The organism is Olsenella uli DSM 7084 (assembly GCF_000143845.1).
Classification (GTDB): Bacteria; Actinomycetota; Coriobacteriia; order Coriobacteriales; family Atopobiaceae; genus Olsenella; species Olsenella uli.
Map to the genome: position 1 here is coordinate 109442 of NC_014363.1, position 23168 is coordinate 132609.

The following is a 23168-nucleotide window of genomic DNA, read 5'->3' on the forward strand; positions in this document are numbered from 1 at the left end:
CGTGTCCGAGAGGCACATCATGTGGTGCGGGCGCACGGCGGACGATGGGACCCGGCTCAAGATCTACGGCGAGCTGCATCTTCCCGACGGCGCCCAAGACGCGGCGTTCACCCACCTGCGCCTCCCGACCGTCATCATGGCGCACCCCTTCGGCGTGGACGGCAGGTCCATGGATGTCTACGCCCAGCTGCTGTGCGATGCCGGCATGGTGGTCTATAACGTCGACTTCTGTGGCGGAGGCCCTCGAGCGCGCTCGGACGGGGACATGCTGCACATGTCCGTCGAGACCGAGGCCGCCGACCTGTGGGCAGTCGTCGGCGCCATGGCAGAGGAGCCGTTCTGCGATCCTGGCCGGCTGTTCCTCATGGGAGCGAGCCAAGGCGCCTTCGTCGCGACCCTCGTTGCCTGTCGCAATCCCCACGTCGTGCGTGCCCTCGCGCTCATGTACCCCGCCTACGTGCTGCACGATGACGCCAGGAGGCGGTTTGGTGACGGCACGGAGCTGCCGGAGAGCTATGACATGATGGGGTGCGCCGTCGGACGGCGCTACGCAGCGGACGCCCTTGCCTGCGACCCATACGTGGAGATGCCCCGCTTTTCCGGCGACGTCCTGCTCATGCAGGGGGATGCCGACCCGATCGTCCCCCTTGCCTTTGCCGAGCGTGCGGCAGGGGCGTTTCCCCACGCGCGCCTCGAACGCTTCGTGGGGGCTGGCCATGGGTTCTCGGGCGACGACCTCCAACGGTCCTTCAGCTGCGCCCGTGACTTCTTCCGTGAGGTCTCCGTGCGCGCATAGCGCAAGAGAGAGGAGCAAGCATGGCTATCAACCGGACAAGCTATGACTACGGCTCGGCCAAGTCGTCCATTCGCGAGATCGCGGCCTACGGGGCGGCCCGCAAGGCGGAGATAGGGGCCGAGAGGGTCTTCGACTTCTCGCTGGGCAACCCCTCCATCCCCGCGCCCGAGGCGGTGCGGGCCTCCATCGAGAGGAACGTCCGGCTGCCCCCGACCCAACTCCACAGCTACACGCCCGCCGCCGGCCTGCCCTTCGTGCGCCAAGCCGTCGCAGACTCGCTCAACCGTCGCTTCTCCACCTCGTATCAGGTGGGCGACCTCTACCTCACCTGCGGTGCGGCGGCGTCGCTGTCCATCACGCTCCACGCAATCGTTAACCCCGGCGACGAGGTCATCGTGATGGCTCCGTACTTCCCCGAGTACCGCGTCTGGATCGAGGCCTCCGGCGCCCATTGCGTCGAGGTCAAGGCCGACAGGGACAGCTTTCAGATCGACACGGAGGCCGTGGCGGCGGCAATCACCGCACGGACCAAGGCCGTCCTGATCGACTCGCCCAACAACCCCGTCGGCGCCGTCTACCCCGCCCAGAACCTCGTCGCCCTCGCCGACGTCCTGCGCGGGCGTTGCCGAGATCTGGGGATAAGGATCTACCTCGTCTCGGACGAGCCCTATCGTGAGATCACCTACGGTGCGGAGGTGCCCTGGGTGCCAGCCCTCTACGAGCGCGCCATCGTGTGCTACTCCTACTCGAAGTCGCTCTCTCTGCCGGGCGAGCGCATCGGCTGGGTCCTGGTGCCCGACACCAATCCCGATCACGACGACCTGGTGCCCTCCGTCGCCGGGGCCGGTCGCAAGCTGGGGTTTGTCTGTGCACCCGCACTCTTCCAGCGCGTGCTTGCGGATTGCGTGGACGAGCCTGTGAACGTCGATGCCTACGCCCGCAACCGAGAGGCGCTCACCCGGGGCCTCTCCGCGCTCGGCTACGAGTACGTCGAGCCACAGGGGGCGTTCTACCTCTGGGTGAGGTCGCTTGAGCCCGATGCCGAGGCATTCTTCCAGAGGGCCAAGGCGCTCGAGCTCCTTCCCGTGCCGTCCGACAGCTTCGGCTGCACCGGTTGGGTCCGCCTGGGCTACTGCGTGAGCCACGATACGATCGAGGGATCCATGGGTGCCTGGGGGCGCCTCAGGGAGCAGTACCTCTGATGGGGACCTGCACGGGGCGTGACGGCGGGGCCTGTGGCGGCCGCGACTCTCGCCAGACCGGATGCCGGCCGCTGCACATCGCCTGTGACGTTCACACCCACACGCTCTTCTCGCGCCATGCCTACTCGACCATCGAGGAGAACGTCCGTGCCGCCGCAGGGCGCCACATCGAGCTCCTGGGGTCTACGGACCACTTCTCCTCCATGCTGCACCGCGAGGCGACCGGAGAGCGCGCATCGGGCTATGACCTGCGTGACAACCAGTACTTCCTGAACTATGCCGTCTGGCCGCGCACCTGGCATGGCGTCCGTCTCCTGCATGGCTGCGAGGCGGATATCGTCGATTTGGACGGAAGGCTCTTTGGCTATGACGCGCCTGTCGCATACGAGATAAACGGTGCGTCCCTTGGCTGTGCGACCACCCTCAAGGAGCGCGTCTTCCGTGACTGCGACTACGTCATCGCGTCGGTCCACAACGCGGAGTTCGCGCACGGAGCATCCCTCGCACGGACGACGGCCATGTACGTCCATGCCCTCGAGGACCCCAAGGTGCTGATCCTGGGCCACACCGGGCGCTCAGCCGTGCCGTTCGACATGGACGAGGTCCTGGCCGTGGCCAAGGATCTGGGCAAGCTCATCGAGATCAACGAGGCCACGCTCGTCTCGCACCAGGAGGCCAGCGGCGCCTGCCGTCGGATCGCGGAGCGCTGCGCCGAGCTGGGCGTCATGGTCTCAACAGGGACTGATGCACACATATCCTGCGACATCGGTCGCCTCGATCGCGTGAGGTCCCTGCTCGGGGAGATAGGATTTCCCCAGCGGCTCGTCGCCACGCGCGATGCTGAGACCTTCATGGGCGTGCTCTCCCGTGCGCGGGGGACCCTGCGGGCATAGGGCCGGACTCCGTGGGCACGGCCCGTCATCGCTTGCTGCGGGTAGTCACGGATGTCGAGGGTTCGGTTCCTACCAGTCGAAGGCGCTTGCGATGTCGCAGGCGCAGACCACGTCAGCCCCCGCGTCCTGGGGAGTGGGCTGCAGGTTCACGATGATGATCGCGTCGCCCCTGAAATAGCGCACGAGCCCTGCGGCGGGGTACACGACGAGCGAGGTCCCCCCTATGATCAGGAGGTCGCTTGCGGAGATCGCCTCGACTGCGGCGCGCACGTCCCCCTCGCCCAGAGGCTCCTCGTACAGCACGACGTCGGGCTTTACCACGCCCCCGCATCGCTTGCAGTGGGGGACGCCGGCCGTGGCCAGCATCCACGCCTCGTCGTAGAGCGCGCCGCAGCCCATGCAGTGGTTGCGCTTCGTCGACCCATGGAGTTCGACCACGTTCTTGGAGCCCGCCTTCTGGTGCAGCCCGTCGATGTTCTGTGTGATGACGACGTCCAGGCCATCCTCTGCCTCAAGTTGGGCGAGCTTGAGGTGGGCCTGGTTGGGCCGGGCGTCTGGGGTGCACATCATCGTGCGGTAGAAGTCATAGAACAGCTCGGGCCTCTCGCGCCACAGATGATGGCTCAGCAGTTCCTCGGGCGGGTACTCGCTTGAGAAGTGCTGCCTATAGAGGCCATTTTCGCTGCGGAAGTCGGGAATCCCGCTTGCGGTCGAGACTCCCGCCCCGCCAAAGAAGACCGTGTGCGACGCTCGCGCCACATGACCTGCGAGCACCTGGGCCGCCTCGTGCGCGTCCGTTATGACCTGTCCCATGCCAGCCGCCCCTCTCGTCTTGTCCGACCAAGGTTAACGCCAGGCTACACCTGATGTGTCCATGACTACCAGACGCCCGATTGGGTAGAGCAAAGCTCATATATATGGGAAGCGAGGCCAACCATGGAAGATGATCTCACCAACAACATCACCGACTGTGCCCTGGTCTTCGAGGGTGGTGGCTACCGCGCCGCCTACACCGCCGCGATTGCGAACGCGCTTCTGCGCGAGGGGCTGTACTTCGACTTCGTCTGTGGTCTCTCGGCAGGGGCCAGCCATGCCGTCGACTATGTCTCGCGTGACCAGCACCGCGTGAAGGAGGCCTTCATGGGCCGCGACGGCAACGAGCGCATCGGGGGCGTCCGCTCCCTTCTCCGGGGCAAGGGCTACTTCAATGCGGATTACCTCTACGCGGGCTGCATCGACGACGGACGCCTGCCGTTCGACTTCGCCACGTTCTCGCGCAACCCTGCCCGCGTCTCCATCCAGGCGTTCGAGCGCGACACGGGCCGCACCGTCGTGTTCACCAAGGATGACATGCCTGACGTGCATCAGATGATCGATCGCGTGCGCGCCAGCTCCACCCTCCCCATGCTGATGAAGCCGCTGCCCATCGAGGGGACGACCTACCTTGACGGAGGTCTGGGCGAGGGGGCGGGCATACCCGTGCGCATGGCCGAGCAAGCGGGGTTCGACAGGTTCGTCCTCGTGGCAACGCGTCCGGCGGGGTATCGCAAGACGGAGCCCACGGCACGCGAGCGACGCATGATCGTGCGCTTCGGCAAGAGCCACCCCTACGTGCGCAACGCCCTCCTGACCAGGTGGGAGCGCTACAACGAGGAGCTTGACCGCGTCGAGAGGCTCGAGGGCGAGGGTCGCTGCCTGGTGGTACGCCCCAACACCATGCCCGTCAAGAGCACCACGCTGGACAGCACCCAGCTGGAGGCCGCCTACCAGCTGGGTGCGGCACAGGCGCAGCGTGAGATCCCGCGCATAAAGGAGTTCCTGTTCCCCTCGTCCTAGGCGCCCTCGGTCCCCGTGTGGCTCTGCTACCCTCGTGGGAGCATCTGCCGATCGAGAGGAACCTCATCCCATGGCTGACACCGTCGCGCCCGACCGGGCGCTCAAGCTCGTCTCGTGGAACGTCAACGGCCTTCGCGCCGTCATGAGGAAGGACCCCAGCTTCCTGCAGATCTTCTCCCAGTTGGACGCCGACGTGTTCGCCATCCAGGAGACCAAGCTGCAGGAGGGACAGGTCGAGCTTGACCTGCCCGGATACTTCCAGACCTGGAACTTTGCCGAGCGCAAGGGCTACTCGGGCACGGCGGTGTTCTCGCGCGAGGATCCCTTGCGGGTCATCCGCCAGATCGGGAGTGACGTTGCGGATGACGAGGGGCGCGTCTGTGCCCTTGAGTTTCCCACGTTCTGGTTCGTGGACGTCTACACGCCCAACTCCAAGCAGGGCCTCGCGCGCATCGAAGAGCGTATGGGCTGGGATGAGCGCTTCCGCCTCTTCCTGCTCGAGCTTGACGCACATAAGCCCATTGTGACCTGCGGAGACTTCAACGTCGCACACCAGGAGATCGACCTCAGGAACCCCTCCACCAACCATGAGAACCCGGGCTTCTCGGATGCCGAGAGGGATAGCTTCGGCAGGCTCCTGGATGCGGGCTTCACGGACACCTTCCGCAGCCTCAACCCCGATCTCGAGGGCGCCTACAGCTGGTGGAGCTACCGCATGCGTGCCCGCGAGCGTAACGTGGGCTGGCGCATCGACTACTTCCTGACGTCGGAGCGTGTCGCCGACAGGATCGAGGGCGCCTCCATCCACGACGAGGTGTTCGGAAGCGACCACTGTCCGATCGAGCTGCAGATCAGGCTGTAGCGCTCGGCGGAGCGCCTGTCCCGTGTGACCCCACGCGGCTACAATGGGACAGCGTGAGGATAGGGACGAGGAGGCCCAATGGTGGAGCCCACGATGCACGACGGCTGGCGCATGGACCACGACAAGATCGAGCGTGGCGTGCGCCTGATGCTCGCCGGCATGGGCGAGGACCCCGATCGCGAGGGGCTCCGTGAGACTCCGGCTCGCGTCGCGCGCGCGCTTGAGGAGAGCTGCGCCGGCCTCTGCCAGGACCCGGCCCTCCTGTTCGAGAAGTCCTTCGACGTCGGATGCCACGAGATGGTCATCGTGCGCGACATCCCGTTCTACTCGCTGTGCGAGCACCACCTCCTGCCGTTCTTTGGCGTGGCGCATGTCGCCTACCTTCCTGGGGAGGATGGGCGCGTCTGTGGCATCTCCAAGCTGGCCCGCGTGGTAGACGTCTTCGCCAAGCGCCCCCAGGTCCAGGAGCAGCTCACCCGACAGGTCGCCGACGCCGTGATGGAAGGTGTGGGTGCCTCGGGGGTCCTGGTGGTGATGGAGGCCGAGCATCTGTGCATGACCATGCGCGGCGTGAGGAAGCCCGGGGCCAAGACGACCACCTCGGCTGTCCGCGGCGCGTTCGAGCGTCACGACGCCACCCGCGCCGAGGCCATGAGCCTCATCTTCAACGGCACCAAGTAGCGGCTACAATCGTGGGGAGCAGGTGCGCGGCACAATCCGCGCACGTCCCCAGCACCTTGGGAGGTTCCACCCATGCTACGAGAGGACTACGCAACCTGGCGTTGCGGCAACCACGAGATATCGCTGGCCCGCCCACGCGTCATGGGCATTCTCAATGTGACCCCCGACTCCTTCTCGGACGGGGGAGAGAACCTCGATCCCCAGAAGGCCGTCGACCGTGCGCTGCAGATGCTGGACGAGGGTGCGGACATCATCGACGTGGGCGGGGAGTCCACGAGGCCGGGCCACACACCCGTCTCGCCCGACGAGGAGGCGTCCCGCGTCGTGCCCGTGGTGCGTGGGATCCTCGCCGCCGCGCCGTCAGCCGTCGTCTCCATCGACACCCGTCATGCCGGCGTCGCCAAGATGTGCGTGCGCCTGGGTGCCTCGGTCGTCAATGACGTGAGCGGCTTCACCGATTCCCAGATGGTCCAGGTTGCAGCCGAGTCTTCCTGTGGTTGCGTGGTCATGCATTGGAACAAGCTCAGCGGCGCCAGCTCGCGCCGCTCCGTGCAGCTCGATTCCGCGCGTCCCGTTCGGACCCGCGCGGCGCGCCCGGTGCCCACCAGCACCCGTCGCTTCACGCTGCCGGAAGAGGCGCCCATCATGCGCGAGATCATGGGCTTCTTGGGAGACCAGGCGCGCACGCTCATGCGTGCGGGGGTGAGCCACGATCGCATCTGCGTCGATCCTGGTCCTGGCTTCGACAAGAGCGCGGACCAGGACGTCGTGATCCAGCGTGCCACGAGCAAGCTGGTCTCCATCGGCTATCCCGTGCTGTGCGCCGTGTCGCGCAAGCGCTTCGTGGGGGCCGTCTCCGGCATCGCCACGTCCGACCAGCGCGATGCCGCGACCGTGGGCGTCACGCTCTCGGCCGTCGAGTCCGGCGCGCGCATCTTGCGCGTCCACGACGTCGCGGGAACGGCCCAGGCCCTCGACGCCTATTGGTCCGTCGCGAAGGCCGACGCACGCCAGGGCTTCGTGTCGCTGGGGTCCAACGTGGGAGATCGCCTGGGCAATCTGTCCCGAGCCGTTCGTCTGATGAGCGAGATCCCCCTGACGCGCGTGGTCCAGGTCAGTCGTGCCTACGAGACCGAGCCCGCCTATGGCATCGCGACCCCCGTGGCAAACGCTGTCGCCGAGATTCGCACGGAGCTGCACCCTCTCGTGCTGGTCGATGCCCTGATGGGCGTCGAGCGCCAGCTCAAACGCGTGCGAGACTCCAAGCAGGCTGGATGCGGACCCCGTACGATCGACTGTGACCTCTGCTGGGTCGAGGACGAGGAGCATGCTGGTCACAAGCTCACGCTTCCGCATCCCCATCTGGGCGAGCGCGACTACGTCCTCGTCCCCATGGAGGATCTCATGCACGACCCCGTCCGCTTCCTGATGCATGTCGGCGTCCCCGTCTATGCACCCGAGGACCGTGTCGGTCACGTGATCGGCGAGCTTGGCGACCTCGACTGGGAGTAGCTCCTCATGGGTGATGGTGCGATCGCCATGGCGCGTGGCGATTCGGGCGATGGCCACCAGGTGAATGCGGAGCGGAGGGACGAATCGGCCGGTCCTCGGAGCCTGTCGCTGGTGCTGCGCCTCGATGTACCGATGCAGATGTATGCCTGCCTGCCGGCCGTGCTGGCCCTCGCCGCTGCTCGCATGCTGCGGTCCGACGGCGTCGACGCCCGCGTGCTCTGGCCATCCGGCGTATCCGTCGCGGGCACCCCCGTGCTGCTCGTCTACGCGCATGCGGGCTATGACCAGGGGGTGTTCGCAAAGGTCGAGCTTGTCCCCCAGGGCATCGAGGGCGTTGGCCTTCTCGCCCGAGGGAAGGGCATGCTGCGCGATGCCCTCAGGGAGGGCGCCCGCGGCTGGGAGGTTGCGCTGCAGCGGGCGCGGGTGGTCGCCGGTCCCCTCGCGCCGCTTCTGGGTGACTACTTCGACCTGCTGGAACATGCTGGCGGTGAGGTCGAGGTCATCTACCCCAACGGTCGCCCTGCCGCGCGGGGCGTGCTTGCGGGTGTCGACGTCTGGGGCCGCGCGAACGTGCGCATCGCCTCGGGGCGTGTGCTCGAGCTCTCGCCGGAGCAGGCCAGCCTGCATGTCGCACGGGGGTGACGTCAGGGCGAGGGCGCGCCAGGATGACGCAATGCCGGGTCGCTGCATGCGCATCGCATGGCCCGACGATGGTCCAACCCGACGGCACCTAACCCCTTGCAGCCCGCTTCGCTGCGCGGTGGCACCAGATGCTGTAGATGCCACGGAGCGTGAGGTCGGGATCGATGGTGTCGAAGACCTTCGTCACGTGGGATATCTCTCGGACGAAGCCCCCCGTCCCCACCACGGTCGCGTCGGGCTCTCCCAGCTCCTCTCGTATGCGTGCGACGAGGCCCTCTGCGGCCGCTGCCGCGCCGATCACGATGCCTGACTGCACGGCGGTCTCGGTGGTCTCGCCCAGGGCGTGGTCGGGTGCGACCAGTGGTACGCTCGAGAGCTTTGCCGCGCGCGAGAACAGGGAGTTTGCAGAAAGCAGGAGTCCCGGCATGATGACGCCCCCGCGAAACGCGCCTCGGGCGTCCACGACGTCGACGTTGGTGGCGGTCCCAAAGTCCACGACGATCGTGGAGGGCCCGTAGGTCTCCAGGGCGGCGACCGCGTTGGCGATGCGGTCAGCACCCACCTGGTGGGGGTCGGGCATGTCGACGACGATGCCGCAGTCACGCGAGGCATCCACCAGGAGGACGTCCTCGGCGTTGAGGACGTTGGCCATCATGTACTGCCATTCTTGCGTGAGGATGGGCACTACGCTCGATATGGCGACGTCCGTGACCGAGCCCAGCGTCAGACCGAACATCAGGAAGTACCCAAATAGACGTTCGTGGAGCTCGTCGGCCGTGTCGGTCCGATCGGTTGCCATGCGCCATTGGCGTTGGCAGACGCCGCCCTGGGAAAACAGGCCGAGGGTCGTCTGCGTGTTTCCGACGTCGATGGTCAGGAGCATCTCGTCCTCCGGGAGCATGGTGGGACCGGCCTCCGCCGGGTGCGCGCCCCCAATGGACGCCGTGCCGATAGTGTAGCCAACGTTGCCGAGAAGGGCCCTCTCTCTTTTTGCTGAGGCCTTCCATTCCCCGTCGCGTCGTGCCAAAAGGCATCGTCCAACCGTGTGGGGGTCTCCATCCCATCACCACAAAAGCGCTCGTTGTGCGTGCCCGTGCATCTTTCCGAGCTGGTCCGTGCTACTATTCAAAAACTTGAGGCTCTGGTCAGAAACCAGGGCGTACCATCATCGGTCTGGTCGGAAACCAGACAGGCAGAAGGAGTCCCGACATGAAGCAAGGCATCCATCCCAACTACGTCGAATGCACCGTTCGCTGCACCTGTGGCAACACCTTCACCACGCGTGCCACCGTGTCCGAGATGACCATCGACCTCTGCGACAAGTGCCATCCGTTCTACACCGGTCAGCAGAAGCTCGTCGACACCGGCGGCCGTGTCCAACGCTTCTCCGACAAGTTCGGTGGCGCCGCTCAGGCCAGGCTCGATGCAGCCAAGGCCGAGAAGGCTGCCAAGGCCGCTAAGGCCGCAGAGCAGGAGGCCGCCCGCAAGGCCACCAAGGAGGCCAAGGCTGCCGAGAAGGCCAAGCGTGCCGCCGAGTACGCCAAGAAGGCCGAGGCAAAGGCTGCTAAGGTTGCCGAGAAGGCCGCCGAGGCTCCCGCTGAGCCCGAGGCCACCGAGGCCGTAGCCGAGACTCCCGCAGCTGAGTAACGCTCGCTCATAGCGCACCGCAAGAACGGGGAGGTCGACACCAGTCGGCCTCCCCGTTGCGTTGCTTGTGCGATTTTCTCCTGGGCTCGGAAATGGCGTCGGTCGTCGGTAAGGGACCGTTGAGCATCAGGAGCCTTCGACATCTTGGCATTCAGCCCTCTAGTCGTGGCATGAGTGCTCCATGCAGTAATTGAATCTTAGGTAGAGCGACCAACGACTCAAAATCTTTGTTGGAAACATGAAGGTGGTTCTGGTGCGTTCTCCCCTATAGTCTGGGGATATCATGTTCAAAACTTGTCCACTTCTCTATTGTTTGGCAGGCGTTCATGGCCACAAGAAGCCTTCTGGGAGATAACGATTCAGCTACGTTGACAGAAGCGCTCTTTACCCAGTTGGCATCCATTCTCAGGGAGAAGATTTATTCCCATGAATGGCAAAGTGGATCTCGGATACCTTCTGAGCACGACCTTATGCGCGAGTTCAGGCTGTCTCGTGGCACTGTTCGCCGGGCGATAGGGGTTCTAATCGAGGAGGGCAGACTCGTCCAACGGCGTGGCAAGGGCACATTTGTCACCGGGCCGGGCATTTCACACCCGGCAGGTGTAAGGCCGATTTCCTTTGCAGAGTCCTTGAGACGTCAAGGCAAGGATTTCGTTACGCATGTTCTAGTCAAGCAGGTAACATCTGCGCCCGAGAGCGTGGCGAATGAGCTAGATATTAAGGTAGGTGACCCTGTCATGTACATGCGCAGGGTTCGAACGGTGGAAGACACGCCTGTCATATGCCAGGAAAGTTGGACGAATCTCAACGAGTGCGAGGGCATCGAGGACATTGACTTCACTAAGGTCTCGCTATTTGATGCCGTCGAGAAGACATCAAAGCGTAAGGTCAAATACTCCGAAATGAAGTATGAGGCCCTGGTTGCGGGGTCTGAGCACGGCGCGCTGCTCGGCTGTGACGAGAATACGGCTGTTCTCCACCTTGAGCAGGTCATTCACCTTGAAGATGACGCCAAGATAGAGTGGAGTGTCACATGGCTGACTCCGGGCCAATCAATCGTGGGTACCGCATATCAGCCTGAGAGCTATAGCTAAGCTCCCCTACTAAAGGGCCTCCGCACCATTTGTCGGCACATACATGCCGTTCATGGACTCTTCATATCTATCTTAACTTGTACATTCAATACTGGACAAGAAGCGTGTTGTCCACTTTTTAGAGGACAACTGTTTGCTTCTGTGTCGTTGCAATGGTGAGTTGAGGAGAGAGTTTCATGGACAAGATTGTTCTCAGGCGCCCGTTTTTCGTCGTCAACCCCAAGTCCTACCTGTACGGAGAGAAGCTCCGCAGGCTCGCTCGCAAGACGGATGGGCTCTGCGAGCGTTACGGCTTCCAGTCCCTGTTCACCGCACAGCTCATCGATCTCGCTTGGGTTGCGGACAACTGCCCGCATCTCATCCCGTGCGCTCAGGCCATGGAGAGCCTCAGGCCCGGCCGCGGCATGGGGCACGTCCTCCCGGAGGCGCTCGCCGCCGCAGGGGTGCGCGCAACGTTCCTCAACCACGCCGAGAACCCCATGACGGTGGGCGAGCTCGCCAGGACCGTCGCGCGTGCCCGCGAGGTGGGCATCCTCACCTGCGTGTGCGCCGACTCCGTCGAGGAGGCCAAGGCCATCGCCGAGCTCCACCCCGACATCATGACGTGCGAGCCCAACAGCCTCATCGGCACCGGCCGCATCGCCGGCGGGGACTACATCCGCGCCTCCACCGAGGCCGTCAAGTCCGTCTCGCCCGGGACAATGGTCCTGCAGGCCGCCGGCATCTCCACCGGCCAGGACGTCTATGACGCCATCCACTACGGCGGCGACGCCACGGGCGGCACCTCGGGCATCGTCTGCGCGGGGGACCCCGAGGCGAAGCTCGAGGAGATGTTCGAGGCGCTCGGCCGCGTCCGCGCCGACATCCAGGGGGAGGCCCGGCCATGACGGTCTACAAGGGGCTGGTGAGGGTCGAGACGCTCGCCGGGAAGCCGACCTACGTCGACGTCACCAATGAGGTTGCCGACATCGTCTCATGGAGCGGCATCAGGGAGGGCGTCGTCCACTGCATCTCCTGCCACACGACCTGCGCCGTCTACTCCCAGGAGTTCGACCACGACATGACCCCGGCCGGCGACACCTTCATGCAGGCCGACCTCTCGGACGGCCTGGACAGGGTCTTCCCCGAGCAGCGCGACTGGAAGACGTACCGCTACCCCGGCCTTCGCCACTTCGAGGAGGTCGAGGGCTGGCCGGACGCGGAAGCCTACCTCCCAGGGGGCGACCGCACCCTGCTCTGGAACGGCGACGCGCACCTGCGCTCCGTGCTCGTGGGTGGCAGCCAGACCTTCGAGGTGGCCGGCGGCAGGCTCGAGATGAACGGCCTCGCGAGCATCTTCTTCGTCGACTTCGACCGCACGCGCGAGCGCACCCGCAAGCTTCGCGTCGTGGTGATGGGGGAGTAGCTGTTTCAAGTCTGTCGGTAGCGGAGCGAGTTATTCGTTCCTAGGTGAATTGGAGGATTACGATGGCAAAGATGAAGCACATTCTTCTCTCCTGCGGTTCAGGAATCGTCACTTCGACGGTAGCGAGGAAGAAGGTCGAGGCGCTTCTTGACAGCCATGGCTATAAGGGGCAGTACGAAATTACTCAGATTCCCTTGGCTTCGGCTCCGGAGAAGTCTCGAAACTACGACTTTATTGTTGCGACTTCGATAGCCCCTACTGAGCTCCACTGCCCCTATGTGAATGGGGTCCCGTATCTGATGGGCCGGGGGGCTGAGGAGACTGACGCTCAGATTCTAAAGCTCATGGAAGAGGATTAGCGGCTGCGCTTCTCTGCTCTCCAACAATTCAGATTGCTTATTTCACATTCCTCAAGGGGTATGTTGGGTGTTGCTTGCGCTGATGGGCGCATAGACGTTGGGCTAAGTATTTGAGGAAAGGAATGGAGATGAATGCTTTTCTTGGATTCTTCCAGTTTATTTCGGGACTGGGAGTGTCGGTAATGATGCCAATCGTGCTCACCATCTTGGGGTGTTGCTTGGGGGCCGGATTTGGTAAGAGTCTCCGCGCTGGTTTGACTGTCGGCGTTGGTTTCATCGGCCTTAACCTTGTCATTAACTCGCTGCTCGGCACGACCCTTTCTCCTGCCGTCCAGACCATGGTCGAGCGCTTTGGCCTGTCCCTTACGGTTGTGGACGTGGGTTGGCCTGCTGCTGCTGCAATCGCCATGGGTTCCACTGTTGGAATCATCATCATCCCGCTTGGCCTTGCAGTGAACATTGTGATGCTTCTTACCAATACGACCCAGACTGTTGATGTTGACATTTGGGACTACTGGCACTTTGCTTTCACAGGTGCCCTTGTCGCGATTGTTACCGACTCAATCGTTTGGGGCATTATTGCTGCCATCCTCAACATGATTATCATCATGGTCCTTGGCGACTACACGGCTCCTCTGGTTGAAGAGTCTCTCAACATGCCCGGTGTCTCTCTGCCTCACGGTTTTACGGCAGCGTATGCGCCAATCGCCATGCTCTTCAACTGGATTTTTGACAAGATTCCCGGCCTTCGTGATATCGACATCAACACGGATACCCTGCAGAAGAAGTTCGGTGTCTTTGGTGAGCCAATTCTCGTTGGTACCATGATTGGCCTTGTTATCGGCTGCCTCGCATATTGGGATCCCAGTGACATTGCCACTTCAATCACTCAGGTTCTGACCCTTGCTGTGTCCCTTGGTGCTGTGTTGGTTCTCATTCCCAAGATGGCCGCGCTGCTCATGGAGGGCCTGCTTCCAATTTCCGATGCCGCATCCACCTTTGTAGAGAAGCGTTTCAAGAACCGTGGCAAGATTTACATCGGCCTCGATTCCGCCGTAGGCGTTGGTCATCCCGTGACGCTTGCCATCTCGTTCGTCCTCGTTCCGCTCTGCATCTTCCTCGCCGTCATCCTGCCGGGCAACAAGGTGCTTCCCTTTGCTGACCTAGCTGTGATTCCGTGGATGTTCGTTCTCATCACCCCTGTCGTGCACAACAACGGCTTCCGCGGCATCATCATTGGTATCATCGTTCTTACTGTTGGTCTTTACATTGCTACTGACCTTTCGCCACTGATTACAACCGCAGCCGCAAACGTTCAGTTTGACATGGGTACCGCAACCGCAATTTCCTCTATTTGTGACGGCGCAAACCCGCTCACGTGGCTCATCGTCCGCATCGGCTCCTTCATGAATGGTATCGGCATGATCGTGATTGCGGTCCTGGCCATTGCCCTTGCTATCTGGAACCGCAAGCGCATTCTCAAGGAGGCTGCTGAGCTTCACGCTGCCAAGAGTGAGGAGTAAGTAGACAGCACGAGGTCTTGGTCCCCTGGGTCATTTCCTAGCATTCCTAACGCCGGGGCCACACTTACCTTTGTGCGGCCCCGGCGTGTTTGGAGAGTCATGAAGAAGTCTTTTGTCTACGAGCCACCATTTTACAAGATCGAGGTGACTTTCACTGGCGTGTTTTGCGCCGTGGTTTGCATCGCTTGCATCGCGATTGCGGTCCTTGATGCCTTCATCCCTCGTGGTCTCGCATTGATTTTTGGCGCTGTCGCATTCTACCAGGTATGGAATACGTTTGTTTCGCTTTCCAACCCAGAGCGAGTGGAGATTGATGAGGAGGGCGATTCCATCTCGTTCTCTGGCCTTGGGCGCGTGGACTCCTACAAACTCTCTGAGCTTTCGACTTTTCTAGTGAGGCCTTTTCCAAGTTCAGGAAAGACATACATACGCGTCCAGGACCACAACATCTTTAAAGGACGATACTGGGTCCCCACAAAGATGTTCTCAGATGGGGGAGAGCTCTTTGCTTACCTCGTCAATTTGGGCAACAAAGTTCACCCTAATTCGCTTCTTGCCCGTGCGCATGATGTAAATAAGGACTACTTAGAACATGCTGACCAGATTGAGGCCATCCGTTCACGGGAGAGGTCTGCGCAGCGGAGCAGAAGAACCACCAAGGCGAAAAAACTTTGATTCAGGCAGGCGAACACTGAGAGGAAAACCGGTGCCCACAACAAATCAGGGAGGCAAGTTCACAGTATGTTTGAATCTGAAAAGAAGGAAATGCTGGAATGTGCGCTCAAGCTCGATCGATATGGGCTAATCGCACTGTCTGGTGGCAATGTAAGCGTGCGTGCGGGTGATGACCTTTTCATCGTTACGCCGTCAGGTATGGTTTACGACGAGATGGTCCCCGAGGACATGCTTGTTGTTGATGGAAAGGGAAACGTCGTCGAGGGAATGCGAAAGGCTTCGGTTGACACTGCAGCGCTTCTCTACATCTTCCACCATATGCCTAAGGTCAACGCTGTAATTCATACGCATCAGCCCTATGCAACTGGTCTCGGCTTGGTTATGGATGAGATACCATGCAACCTCTCCACGATGGCGAATGCCGTAGAAGGGCCCTGTCATGTTGCTAACTACGGCAATCCGGGGTCACTGTCTATGGGTGCACAGGCGGTTGAATCCATTGGTGATCAGCTTGCTGTAGTGCTCAAGCATCATGGAGTCATTGCAGTTGGCAGGGACCTTCGCCAAGCGATGTTCTCTTGCGTCTACCTCGAGGAGGCAGCGAAGACCGTTTCCGTGGCGCTTTCTACTGGCAGGCCGATGGCCGAGATGACACAGGTGCAAATTGACGAGGCGGTCTCCGTTTTTCATCGGTATGGTCAGCATACGCTTGACGAGCAAGATGCAGAAGAGGCTGCAAGGAACTGAAATGGCCGACAGTACGATTGTCGTCAGGAGTAACAATGATTATTAATCTTCGTGATATATGCGCTGTGGCTGAACAGAACAATATGGCCATTGCATCCTTCAACGTCCCGAGCTTTGAAGCCCTGAGGGCTGCTATTGATGTTGCTGAGGAAACTGACCATCCCGTTATCCTGAGCCACGCTGAAGGACACGAACCTCTTGCGCCCCTAGATTCCATTGGGCCTGTCATGGTTGCACTTGCGGAGCGTTCGAGTGCCATGCTGTGTGTCCACCTGGATCACTGCGAGCATCTTTCTTACATGCGGCGCGCCCTTGAGATTGGCTTTACCGGCGCTATGTATGATGGGTCCTTCGAGCCGTATGAAGTCAACCTTGAGAATTCTCAGCGTGCCGCAGAAATGTGCTCTGGCTTTGACTGTGGTATCGAATGCGAGCTTGGCTCAATGGGATCGCGAGAGGCAGGTCAACGCGACGAGGGTGGCACTGCCGAGGAGTCGGGCGCAGTATACACAGACCCTGACCAGGCAGCAGACTTCATCGCATCAACGGGCACGGATATTCTTGCCTGCTCGTTTGGCACGGTACACGGGATTTACAAGGGTGAACCGCACCTTAACTTCAAGGTCCTTACTGACATCCGGGACCGCGTAAAGATTCCACTGGTCATGCATGGAGGCTCGGGCGTATCGGACGAGGACTATAAGAAGGCGATTGACTCGGGAATCCGCAAGATTAACTACTACACCTATGGAGTGAAGTATGCCGGCGAAGCCGCTTGTGCTGAGATGGAAGCCAAGCGCTCCAAGAGTGCTGACGCAATAGTGTACTGGCACGATTTAACAAGCGCTGCATACAGCCGTCTGGTTGAAGACTTCGACCACGTTGTTAAGGTTTTCGCAAACGGCGCCAAGCAGCTTGCTTAGTAGGACTCATCAGCAGCAAGCGAAGGGAATTCAATGGCAATACTCGACACTTCGCTCTTCAGCCCGGAGCTCGTGTTCTTTGATGCCACGGCGACCACTGGGACAGAGCTATTTTCTTGGCTTCGTGAGAAGCTGGCACCCATGGGGTACCTCGAGGACAGTTGGCTCCAGGCCATAATCACCCGTGAGAACAATTACCCAACGGGACTCGAGTCGGATAACATTTCTGTTGCCATTCCTCACGTCGAGCCCGAGAACATTGCTAAGCCCTACATTGCCGTAGTTAAACCCAAGAAGCCGGTGGCGTTTGAGCCTATGGCTGCCATGGTTGACCATCCCGTGCAGGCTGAGCTGATCATCAACCTTGGGCTTAAAGCGCATGATGAGGACCAAGTGGCAGTGCTTCAGAAGCTTATGAATGTGTTCATGGACGCGAGTGCGTGCGAGAACATTCTTTCTCAGACCACGGGGAAGGGGATGGTTGACACCATCGTAAAGCACTGCAAGGAGTAATCCCAGTTTTTCATCTTGGTGGCAACGGCCTTGAATGCCGTTTGGTTGGGGTCCCGATATGCGGGTTGGGCTTACTATCCGGTATCCAGCCAAGCGGCATTCTCGTCATTCCAGCAATACCTAGGTTCTCGGTAGTGTATACCCTCGGCGCCCCGCGCTGCAGAGCCTGCTGCTGCGCGCATCATCTCCTCTCGATGGCGCATGACCTCCACGACCTCCTCCATGCGCTTCTTGGCCTCGTCCTCGGTTGCCTGCACGTAGGTGCAGTTGCACTCAGCAACCACTGCCTCGAGAGCCTTCGTACGACGGGCCGCCTCAAATAGCTGATCCATCTGGCTCACCGCCTTCGCACGGGCGATGAGGGCCTGCGCGTCGGTGGGGGAGAGCTGCAGCAGGTGTGGCAGCTCGGTCTCGTCGACCTTGATGTTCTTCTTGCTTGTATAGGCGTCAAGCGCCGCCTCGTGCTTGACCTCCTTCGTGGCCACGGCCTGGAGCATCGCATCGAGCTGGTCGGACCGCACGCCCATCTGCGCGAGAACGGCTTCCATGGGCTGGCCGGTCGTGGCGACTTTCTGCGCGATGTCCTGGAACAGCGTGTCTTTCACCTGCGCCACCTGGGATGCCGGGACCGACTGGCACAGGCGCTCGGCGAGCGCGTCGAGACACGTGTCGGCCTTCTGCTCCTCGGCAGAGTCCTCGCTCAGGGAGCTGAGATACGCGCGGGTCTGCTCGCGCAGGCGCCGCTCGTTCTCGATGCCATCGAACTTGTCGGCTACCCATGCGGGATCGGCGAGGTCCTACTCGGTTCCGACGGCCTCTCGCACCAGGCTTCGTACGGCAAGCTCGACCTCCTCGTCCGTGGTGTGGACAACGTGCACCTGCACGTCAACCGGTCCGTACGAGGTGAGGGTGTAGAACGCCCTGTTCCCAATGACAAGCGGCTCGGACTTCTGGATGGTCATGAATCCTCCTGGCTGCGCGGTTGGCTCATGCGCGCAACTGACTTCTGGGCTGTATGCCCAACCAACGCCGAGAAAATCCGCGGCACCCCTTGACGCAACCCCTTGCCACCCCGCGCTCACCAGCTGCGCGAATTGGAGCAGAATGGGAGCGCGAGGATAACATGCCCACAAGAAGTGGCACCTCGTGGAGAGGAACAAGGGGAGCATGGCAGACACAACCACCACCATCCACACGGACGTTGCGATTGTCGGTGCGGGACCGGCGGGCATATTCACGGCGCTGGGGCTTATCGGCAAAGGGGACACGCGTTCCATTACCATCGTCGAGAAGGGACTGCCCGTCGAGAGGCGCAGCTGTCCCAAGGCCAAGGTGGGCCACTGCGTCCACTGTCAGCCGTGCCGCATTACCACGGGCTTCTCGGGTGCCGGTGCCTTCTCGGACGGCAAGCTCTCGCTTTCACGCGAGGTGGGCGGCGACCTGCCCGACCTTATCGGTCATCAGTTCGCGCAGGACACCATCGATCGCGTCGACCAGATGTACCTCGACTTTGGGGCCGATCCGCACGTCGAGGGCCTCGGACATGCAGATGACGTTGTCGAGATTCGTCGCCGCGCGATAAGCGCAGGCCTCAAGCTCGTGGACTGCCCCATCCGCCACCTTGGCACCGAGAAGGCCCAGCAGCTCTACGCGCGCATCGAGAAGCACCTGCTCGATGCCGGCGTGAACGCCCTCTTCGAGACCGAGTGCGAGGAGGTCGTGATCGAGGGCGGCGTATGCCATGGCCTTGTGGTGCGCAGTCGCGACGGAGAACGGCGCATTGTGGCTGGCGAGACGATCGTCGCCACGGGGCGCCGTGGCGCGAGCTGGTTTGGCACCATGTGTGACGAGCACGGCATTGGTCACGTGGCCGGCCCTGTGGACGTGGGCGTGCGCGTGGAGGTGCGCAACGAGGTCATGGAGCGCGTGAACGACGTGCTCTACGAGTCCAAGCTCATCGGCTACCCCAATCCCTACAAGAACAAGGTTCGCACGTTCTGCCAGAACCCCGGTGGCTTCGTGAGCCAGGAGAACTACGACGGAGGCCTTGCGGTGGTGAACGGCCATTCGTTCAAGGACCGCAAGAGCCCCAACACCAACGTGGCCGTGCTCTGCACGCTCAACTTCAAAAGCCCCTTCGACAAGCCCATCCTCTATGCGCAGCGCGTGAGCGAGCTCGTCAACATGCTGGGGGCCGGCCACATCTTGGTGCAGCGCTTCGGCGACATTCTCGACGGCAAGCGCACCTGGCCCAAGGAGCTCTCGCAATCCAACGTGGTGCCCACCCTGCCCGATGCCGAGGCCGGAGACATCACCGCCGCCATGCCCATGCGCCCCATGGTCGAGATCATCGAGTTCATCAAGGCCGTCGACCGCGTGGTTCCGGGATTTGCCTCCTACGAGACGCTGCTCTACGCGCCCGAGGTCAAGTTCTACAGCAACCGCGTCCAGATGGACGAGAACTTCGACACCAACGTGCAGCACCTCCACTGCCTGGGCGACTCTTCCGGCTGGACCCGCGGCCTCATGATGGCTTCGGTGATGGGCCTGCTCATGGGCGAGAAGCTTGCCGACAGGGGCAAGTAGGGTAGGGCGTAGGGCCCTCGCTGCGTTCGCCGCCACGTTGCTACCGCTTGCCGGCCAACCACGTGGCGGGGTTTCTCCACCCTAACTGTATTAAACTCACTAATACAGTTAGGACGGATGCCAAACGGCCGAGCGGCTCGGCCGTGCTGCCGTCCGATTGTCCACCGCGGGGACGGGAGGTGCCGTGATTCAGATTAGCTACCAGGACCCGCGTCCCATCTATGAGCAGGTGCGCGACGCATATCGCCAGCAGATCCTGGCGGGAGTGCTTGAGCCGGGGGTGCAGCTCCCCTCGGTGCGCGAGCTCTCCTCGCGCCTCGCCGTGAACCCAAACACCATCCAACGTGCCTACCGCGAGCTGGAGCAAGAGGGCTGCATCTCGTCGGTGCGGGGCAAGGGAAGCTTCGTCGCAGACGTCTCGGGCGCCGCGGAGGCGCGTCGGCGTGAGCTATTTGAGCGGTTCGACCAGCTTGTCCATGAGCTCGAGTCCCTGGGCGTGACGCCCGCGGAGCTTGGGCAAAGAGTCGGGGGAGGCGAGGGGTGATGACATCGGCCATTGAGGTCAGAAACCTACGGAAGGTCTTCGACGGCACGCCTGCACTCGACGGGGTGGGTCTCACCGTCCCCAAGGGCGCGGTCTTTGGGCTTGTGGGGCCAAACGGTTGCGGCAAGTCCACGCTCATCTCGCACCTTTGTGGTGTCATGTGCCCCACCTCCGGCGACGTACGTCCTGGGCGAGAAGGTCTTCGAAAACCTAGGCATCAAGGCTCGCATCTCCTGTGTTCCCAGCGAGCCCTACTTCATTGGTTCCGAGAGTGCGGACGGCATGGCGGGCTTCTACCGTGCGATGTTCCCCGCCTTTGACCTCGCACGCTACTTCGAGCTGGAGAAGCGCTTCGAGGTCGACCACACGAAGCCGCTCCGCAAGCTCAGCCGCGGCATGCGCGCGCAGGCAGCCATCTGGCTTGCGCTCTCCATTCACGCGGACGTCCTGCTGCTCGACGAGCCTATGGACGGTATCGACCCCCTCGCCAGAAGGCGCATGTGGCGCCTGGTGCTCGAAGAGGTCGCGGAACGCGGCCTTACGGTGCTCGTTACCAGCCACAACCTGAGCGAGCTCGAGGGCGTTTGCGATCACCTGGGGATTATGGCCAAAGGCACAATGCGCGAGGAGATCGACCTGTCCCAGCCTTTGGAGAGCGTCGCAAAGGTGCAGGTGATTCTGCCCGAAGGCGCATCCCTGCCTGCCGGCTTCAACGTTATCAAGAAGTCCAACGAGGGGCGCGTGCTCACGCTGCTCGTCCGCGGAAGCGTGGGCGAGGTGCGAGAGGCGCTTACCGCCCTGCACCCGTCCTATCTCGAGGTTCTTCCACTCTCGCTTGAGAAGCGGTTCATCTGCGAGCTTGGAGGCGATGACGATGGCATCATGTGAGATGTACGAGGGGCATCGCGCTCCCTCACCGGTGGTCGGGCTCTTTCTCGACACCTGCCAGCGGTATGCATACTTGGGGGGTGGGCTACCTTATCGTCTGGCTCTTCTGGCTGGTCGGTCTGGCGCTGAGAATTGCTGGGCATACACCGCCCGCAGACCCCGCGCAGGAGCTTGCGCAGTCCGGCGTGGGTGTACTGGTTCTCTCCGTAGCCGTCTCGTTCGCGGCTGAAAATGGGGCCTTCTCGTGGATCTTTGACCGCAGGGCGGTGCAGCTCTATGGCATGCTTCCGGTGCGGAGAGAGGCGGTCTTCCTGGCAGTTGCCCTGGCGGGCGTGATTCCTCTCCTCGTCGCGGTGGGCATTTCGGGCTTTGTGTTTGCCGCGATACTCGGCTTTGGGCAGGACGCGGCCGCGATACTGCCTTGGATGGCAAGACATGCCCTGCTCATCGTGGCCTTTGGTGGCATTTCTGCCCTGTGTCTGCAGTTGGCGGGCTGGCCTGCCTTTGCCCTGCTGTGCTACCTCCTGGCAAATCTCTACGCGTTTGCCGCGCAGCAGATTGCGGAGTCCCTCTACGCCATGGTTGCGCCAATGGTGGTAAACGCATCCATTGGAGGGATTGATTGGGCAAGTCCGCTGGTGCATCTCTTGAGGGTCGCCATCTCGTGGTCGAGCACATGCCCCTTCCCAGACCCTGGTCTTGACGCGGCGCTGACGCAGGCCGTGACCGTATATGCGCTTGTGGGGCTCGCGTGCGTGGCGCTTGCGATGCTGCTCTTTGCCCGTCGCAACCTTGAGCGCGCAGGCGACCCCTTTGTGAGTCCTGTCGTGCGCAACGTGGTGAATGTGCTTGCCAGCGCGATTGTGGGATTTGCCATTGCAGGACTTGTGCTCGCGAGAACATCCCCGGTCCGTTATGGGGCATCTCCTCAGCTGGCATGTTCATTGCCCGTGGTCTTCTCGGTATTGGTGTATGCGGCGACCGAGGCCATCATGGGGCATGGCCTTGCCGTCCTGCGCAAGCGTTTTCCAGCGCTTGTGGTGATGGCAGGGGTGGCCCTTGTGGCGAGCATTGCCTGCGTTGCCCCAGCCGCAGGGGCCGCAGCCTTCATACCCAAGCCTGCAGACGTCAAGAGTGCGGCCATCTCTGACATCTCCGTGCCCTTTGAGGATGAGGAGGGCATCGGGCGCGTGTGCCAGCTGCACAGCGAGCTTGCAGACATTGCCGCTGCTGGCGGCGAGCCAATGGGTTCGAGCGTCTACACGGTGACTCTCACATACCAGATGAAGGACGGCAGGATGGTGCACGCAGTCGAGAGCCCTCTCCAAGATCCCATAACCGAGGAGGTGCTTCGCGGTCAGGTAGATAAGGTCTTGCGCAGCGCAGGCTCGTCGTATGTGGTCGTGAGCTACCAAGAGTGCGCGCCGGGCTTTCAAGGGGATGCACCCTGGCGGAGCGAGGTCGTCTCGTCCGGGGACTGCGTGGCGCTTCGCGAGGCGCTCGATGAGGATATCGCTGAGAACGGCGTGATTTGCGCGATGCCTGCATACCAGTTGACGGGAAGCCTTTACTACTCCGGCTACACCTACCAGGGCCAGGCTAGCTCGGGAAGCCTCTTGGGCGTGGCGGTCGATACGCCGTACCGTGCCAGCATTGGCCTCTATCCAACTGCAACGCTTGACGAAAACTCCAGCGACACGACCATCTACCTCAGCGAAGGTGCGACGTCCCACACCGTTGCCTGGCTGCGCTCCCGCTACGGCCTCGAGTTTGCCGAGTGGTGAGACAAGGGTGGGACAAAGGGACTGTCCCCTTGTCCCACCTGAATCGAAGCACCCCT

General features: G+C 62.0%; 26 protein-coding genes and 1 pseudogene. 23 read left to right on the forward strand and 4 right to left on the reverse strand.

Going from position 1 to position 23168, the window contains the following annotated elements; all coding sequences use genetic code 11:
- Position 1 precedes the first annotated feature (1 nt).
- The 3 genes from OLSU_RS00495 to OLSU_RS00505 are packed head-to-tail and all read left to right on the forward strand — an operon-like array spanning position 2 to position 2891.
- Positions 2 to 796, forward strand: a complete 795-nt coding sequence (locus tag OLSU_RS00495; RefSeq protein WP_051417705.1) for an alpha/beta hydrolase family protein — start codon at positions 2 to 4, stop codon at positions 794 to 796.
- A gap of 20 nt (positions 797 to 816) precedes the next feature.
- A complete protein-coding gene (locus OLSU_RS00500) occupies positions 817 to 1998 on the forward strand; it encodes a pyridoxal phosphate-dependent aminotransferase (RefSeq protein WP_013250979.1) in 1182 nt (393 codons plus the stop codon).
- A complete protein-coding gene (locus tag OLSU_RS00505; RefSeq protein ID WP_013250980.1) occupies positions 1998 to 2891 on the forward strand; it encodes a phosphatase in 894 nt (297 codons plus the stop codon). Before OLSU_RS00500 ends, OLSU_RS00505 begins: the two co-directional genes overlap by 1 nt.
- A gap of 69 nt (positions 2892 to 2960) precedes the next feature.
- Here the strand turns inward: OLSU_RS00505 and OLSU_RS00510 are convergent, their stop codons facing one another.
- Entirely contained in the window at positions 2961 to 3704 is a 744-nt protein-coding gene (locus OLSU_RS00510) for an NAD-dependent protein deacylase (protein WP_013250981.1), read from the reverse strand.
- Between the two features lie 123 nt (positions 3705 to 3827).
- Here OLSU_RS00510 and OLSU_RS00515 point away from each other — a divergent pair, with 123 nt between their 5' ends.
- From OLSU_RS00515 to OLSU_RS08980, 5 genes are all read left to right on the forward strand, one after another.
- Entirely contained in the window at positions 3828 to 4727 is a 900-nt protein-coding gene (locus OLSU_RS00515) for a patatin-like phospholipase family protein (protein ID WP_013250982.1), read from the forward strand.
- A gap of 70 nt (positions 4728 to 4797) precedes the next feature.
- Entirely contained in the window at positions 4798 to 5589 is a 792-nt protein-coding gene (locus OLSU_RS00520; protein ID WP_013250983.1) for an exodeoxyribonuclease III, read from the forward strand.
- 78 nt (positions 5590 to 5667) lie between these two features.
- Positions 5668 to 6270: a GTP cyclohydrolase I FolE gene (folE, locus tag OLSU_RS00525; protein WP_013250984.1), complete on the forward strand. Its 603-nt coding sequence runs from the start codon at positions 5668 to 5670 to the stop codon at positions 6268 to 6270.
- 72 nt (positions 6271 to 6342) lie between these two features.
- The gene (gene folP, locus OLSU_RS00530) at positions 6343 to 7782 is read left to right on the forward strand and encodes a dihydropteroate synthase (protein WP_013250985.1); all 1440 of its coding nucleotides are present in this window, start codon (positions 6343 to 6345) and stop codon (positions 7780 to 7782) included.
- Between the two features lie 6 nt (positions 7783 to 7788).
- Positions 7789 to 8424 (forward strand): hypothetical protein, encoded by a 636-nt coding sequence (locus OLSU_RS08980; RefSeq protein ID WP_013250986.1) that lies wholly within the window; start codon positions 7789 to 7791, stop codon positions 8422 to 8424.
- A gap of 88 nt (positions 8425 to 8512) precedes the next feature.
- Here OLSU_RS08980 and OLSU_RS00540 read toward each other — a convergent pair whose 3' ends face one another.
- Complete coding sequence (locus OLSU_RS00540) at positions 8513 to 9307, reverse strand: type III pantothenate kinase (protein ID WP_013250987.1); 795 nt, start codon at positions 9305 to 9307, stop codon at positions 8513 to 8515.
- A gap of 326 nt (positions 9308 to 9633) precedes the next feature.
- On the opposite strand from OLSU_RS00540, the gene rpmE reads away from it, so the two are divergent.
- The 10 genes from rpmE to OLSU_RS00590 all read left to right on the forward strand — a co-directional run bounded on the left by rpmE (position 9634) and on the right by OLSU_RS00590 (position 17310).
- Positions 9634 to 10071 (forward strand): 50S ribosomal protein L31, encoded by a 438-nt coding sequence (rpmE, locus tag OLSU_RS00545; protein ID WP_013250988.1) that lies wholly within the window; start codon positions 9634 to 9636, stop codon positions 10069 to 10071.
- Positions 10072 to 10397: 326 nt separating this feature from the next.
- The gene (locus OLSU_RS00550; RefSeq protein ID WP_049765125.1) at positions 10398 to 11165 is read left to right on the forward strand and encodes a GntR family transcriptional regulator; all 768 of its coding nucleotides are present in this window, start codon (positions 10398 to 10400) and stop codon (positions 11163 to 11165) included.
- 176 nt (positions 11166 to 11341) lie between these two features.
- Positions 11342 to 12052, forward strand: coding sequence for a triose-phosphate isomerase (locus OLSU_RS00555; RefSeq protein ID WP_013250990.1), 711 nt, complete (start codon positions 11342 to 11344; stop codon positions 12050 to 12052).
- Positions 12049 to 12570: a YjbQ family protein gene (locus tag OLSU_RS00560; RefSeq protein ID WP_013250991.1), complete on the forward strand. Its 522-nt coding sequence runs from the start codon at positions 12049 to 12051 to the stop codon at positions 12568 to 12570. Before OLSU_RS00555 ends, OLSU_RS00560 begins: the two co-directional genes overlap by 4 nt.
- A gap of 62 nt (positions 12571 to 12632) precedes the next feature.
- The gene (locus OLSU_RS00565) at positions 12633 to 12929 is read left to right on the forward strand and encodes a PTS sugar transporter subunit IIB (protein ID WP_013250992.1); all 297 of its coding nucleotides are present in this window, start codon (positions 12633 to 12635) and stop codon (positions 12927 to 12929) included.
- A 128-nt stretch (positions 12930 to 13057) separates the two neighbouring features.
- On the forward strand, positions 13058 to 14452 hold the full coding sequence (locus OLSU_RS00570) for a PTS galactitol transporter subunit IIC (RefSeq protein WP_013250993.1): 1395 nt from the start codon (positions 13058 to 13060) through the stop codon (positions 14450 to 14452).
- A gap of 99 nt (positions 14453 to 14551) precedes the next feature.
- A complete protein-coding gene (locus tag OLSU_RS00575; RefSeq protein WP_013250994.1) occupies positions 14552 to 15127 on the forward strand; it encodes a hypothetical protein in 576 nt (191 codons plus the stop codon).
- A gap of 66 nt (positions 15128 to 15193) precedes the next feature.
- Positions 15194 to 15874, forward strand: coding sequence for a class II aldolase/adducin family protein (locus tag OLSU_RS00580; RefSeq protein ID WP_013250995.1), 681 nt, complete (start codon positions 15194 to 15196; stop codon positions 15872 to 15874).
- A 35-nt stretch (positions 15875 to 15909) separates the two neighbouring features.
- Complete coding sequence (locus tag OLSU_RS00585) at positions 15910 to 16797, forward strand: class II fructose-bisphosphate aldolase (protein WP_013250996.1); 888 nt, start codon at positions 15910 to 15912, stop codon at positions 16795 to 16797.
- Positions 16798 to 16830: 33 nt separating this feature from the next.
- Positions 16831 to 17310 (forward strand): PTS sugar transporter subunit IIA, encoded by a 480-nt coding sequence (locus OLSU_RS00590; protein ID WP_013250997.1) that lies wholly within the window; start codon positions 16831 to 16833, stop codon positions 17308 to 17310.
- Between the two features lie 74 nt (positions 17311 to 17384).
- Here the strand turns inward: OLSU_RS00590 and OLSU_RS00595 are convergent, their stop codons facing one another.
- Positions 17385 to 18065, reverse strand: a complete 681-nt coding sequence (locus OLSU_RS00595) for a trigger factor (protein WP_081439208.1) — start codon at positions 18063 to 18065, stop codon at positions 17385 to 17387.
- 42 nt (positions 18066 to 18107) lie between these two features.
- Positions 18108 to 18272 carry a hypothetical protein gene (locus tag OLSU_RS09565; protein ID WP_013250999.1) on the reverse strand — a complete coding sequence of 55 codons (165 nt, stop codon included), beginning with the start codon at positions 18270 to 18272 and terminating at the stop codon, positions 18108 to 18110.
- 205 nt (positions 18273 to 18477) lie between these two features.
- On the opposite strand from OLSU_RS09565, the gene OLSU_RS00600 reads away from it, so the two are divergent.
- The 5 genes and pseudogenes from OLSU_RS00600 (at position 18478) to OLSU_RS00615 (ending at position 23112) form a co-directional block, all read left to right on the forward strand.
- The gene (locus tag OLSU_RS00600; protein ID WP_013251000.1) at positions 18478 to 19896 is read left to right on the forward strand and encodes an NAD(P)/FAD-dependent oxidoreductase; all 1419 of its coding nucleotides are present in this window, start codon (positions 18478 to 18480) and stop codon (positions 19894 to 19896) included.
- A gap of 184 nt (positions 19897 to 20080) precedes the next feature.
- A complete protein-coding gene (locus OLSU_RS00605; protein WP_013251001.1) occupies positions 20081 to 20440 on the forward strand; it encodes a GntR family transcriptional regulator in 360 nt (119 codons plus the stop codon).
- A pseudogene (locus tag OLSU_RS09865) lies at positions 20440 to 20586 on the forward strand (ATP-binding cassette domain-containing protein); the annotation flags it as partial. The gene OLSU_RS00605 and the pseudogene OLSU_RS09865, both read left to right, overlap by 1 nt.
- Positions 20587 to 20593: 7 nt before the next feature.
- Positions 20594 to 21328: an AAA family ATPase gene (locus OLSU_RS00610; protein WP_244851754.1), complete on the forward strand. Its 735-nt coding sequence runs from the start codon at positions 20594 to 20596 to the stop codon at positions 21326 to 21328.
- An 80-nt stretch (positions 21329 to 21408) separates the two neighbouring features.
- Positions 21409 to 23112, forward strand: coding sequence for a hypothetical protein (locus tag OLSU_RS00615; RefSeq protein ID WP_041548752.1), 1704 nt, complete (start codon positions 21409 to 21411; stop codon positions 23110 to 23112).
- The last annotated feature ends 56 nt before the right edge of the window (positions 23113 to 23168 follow it).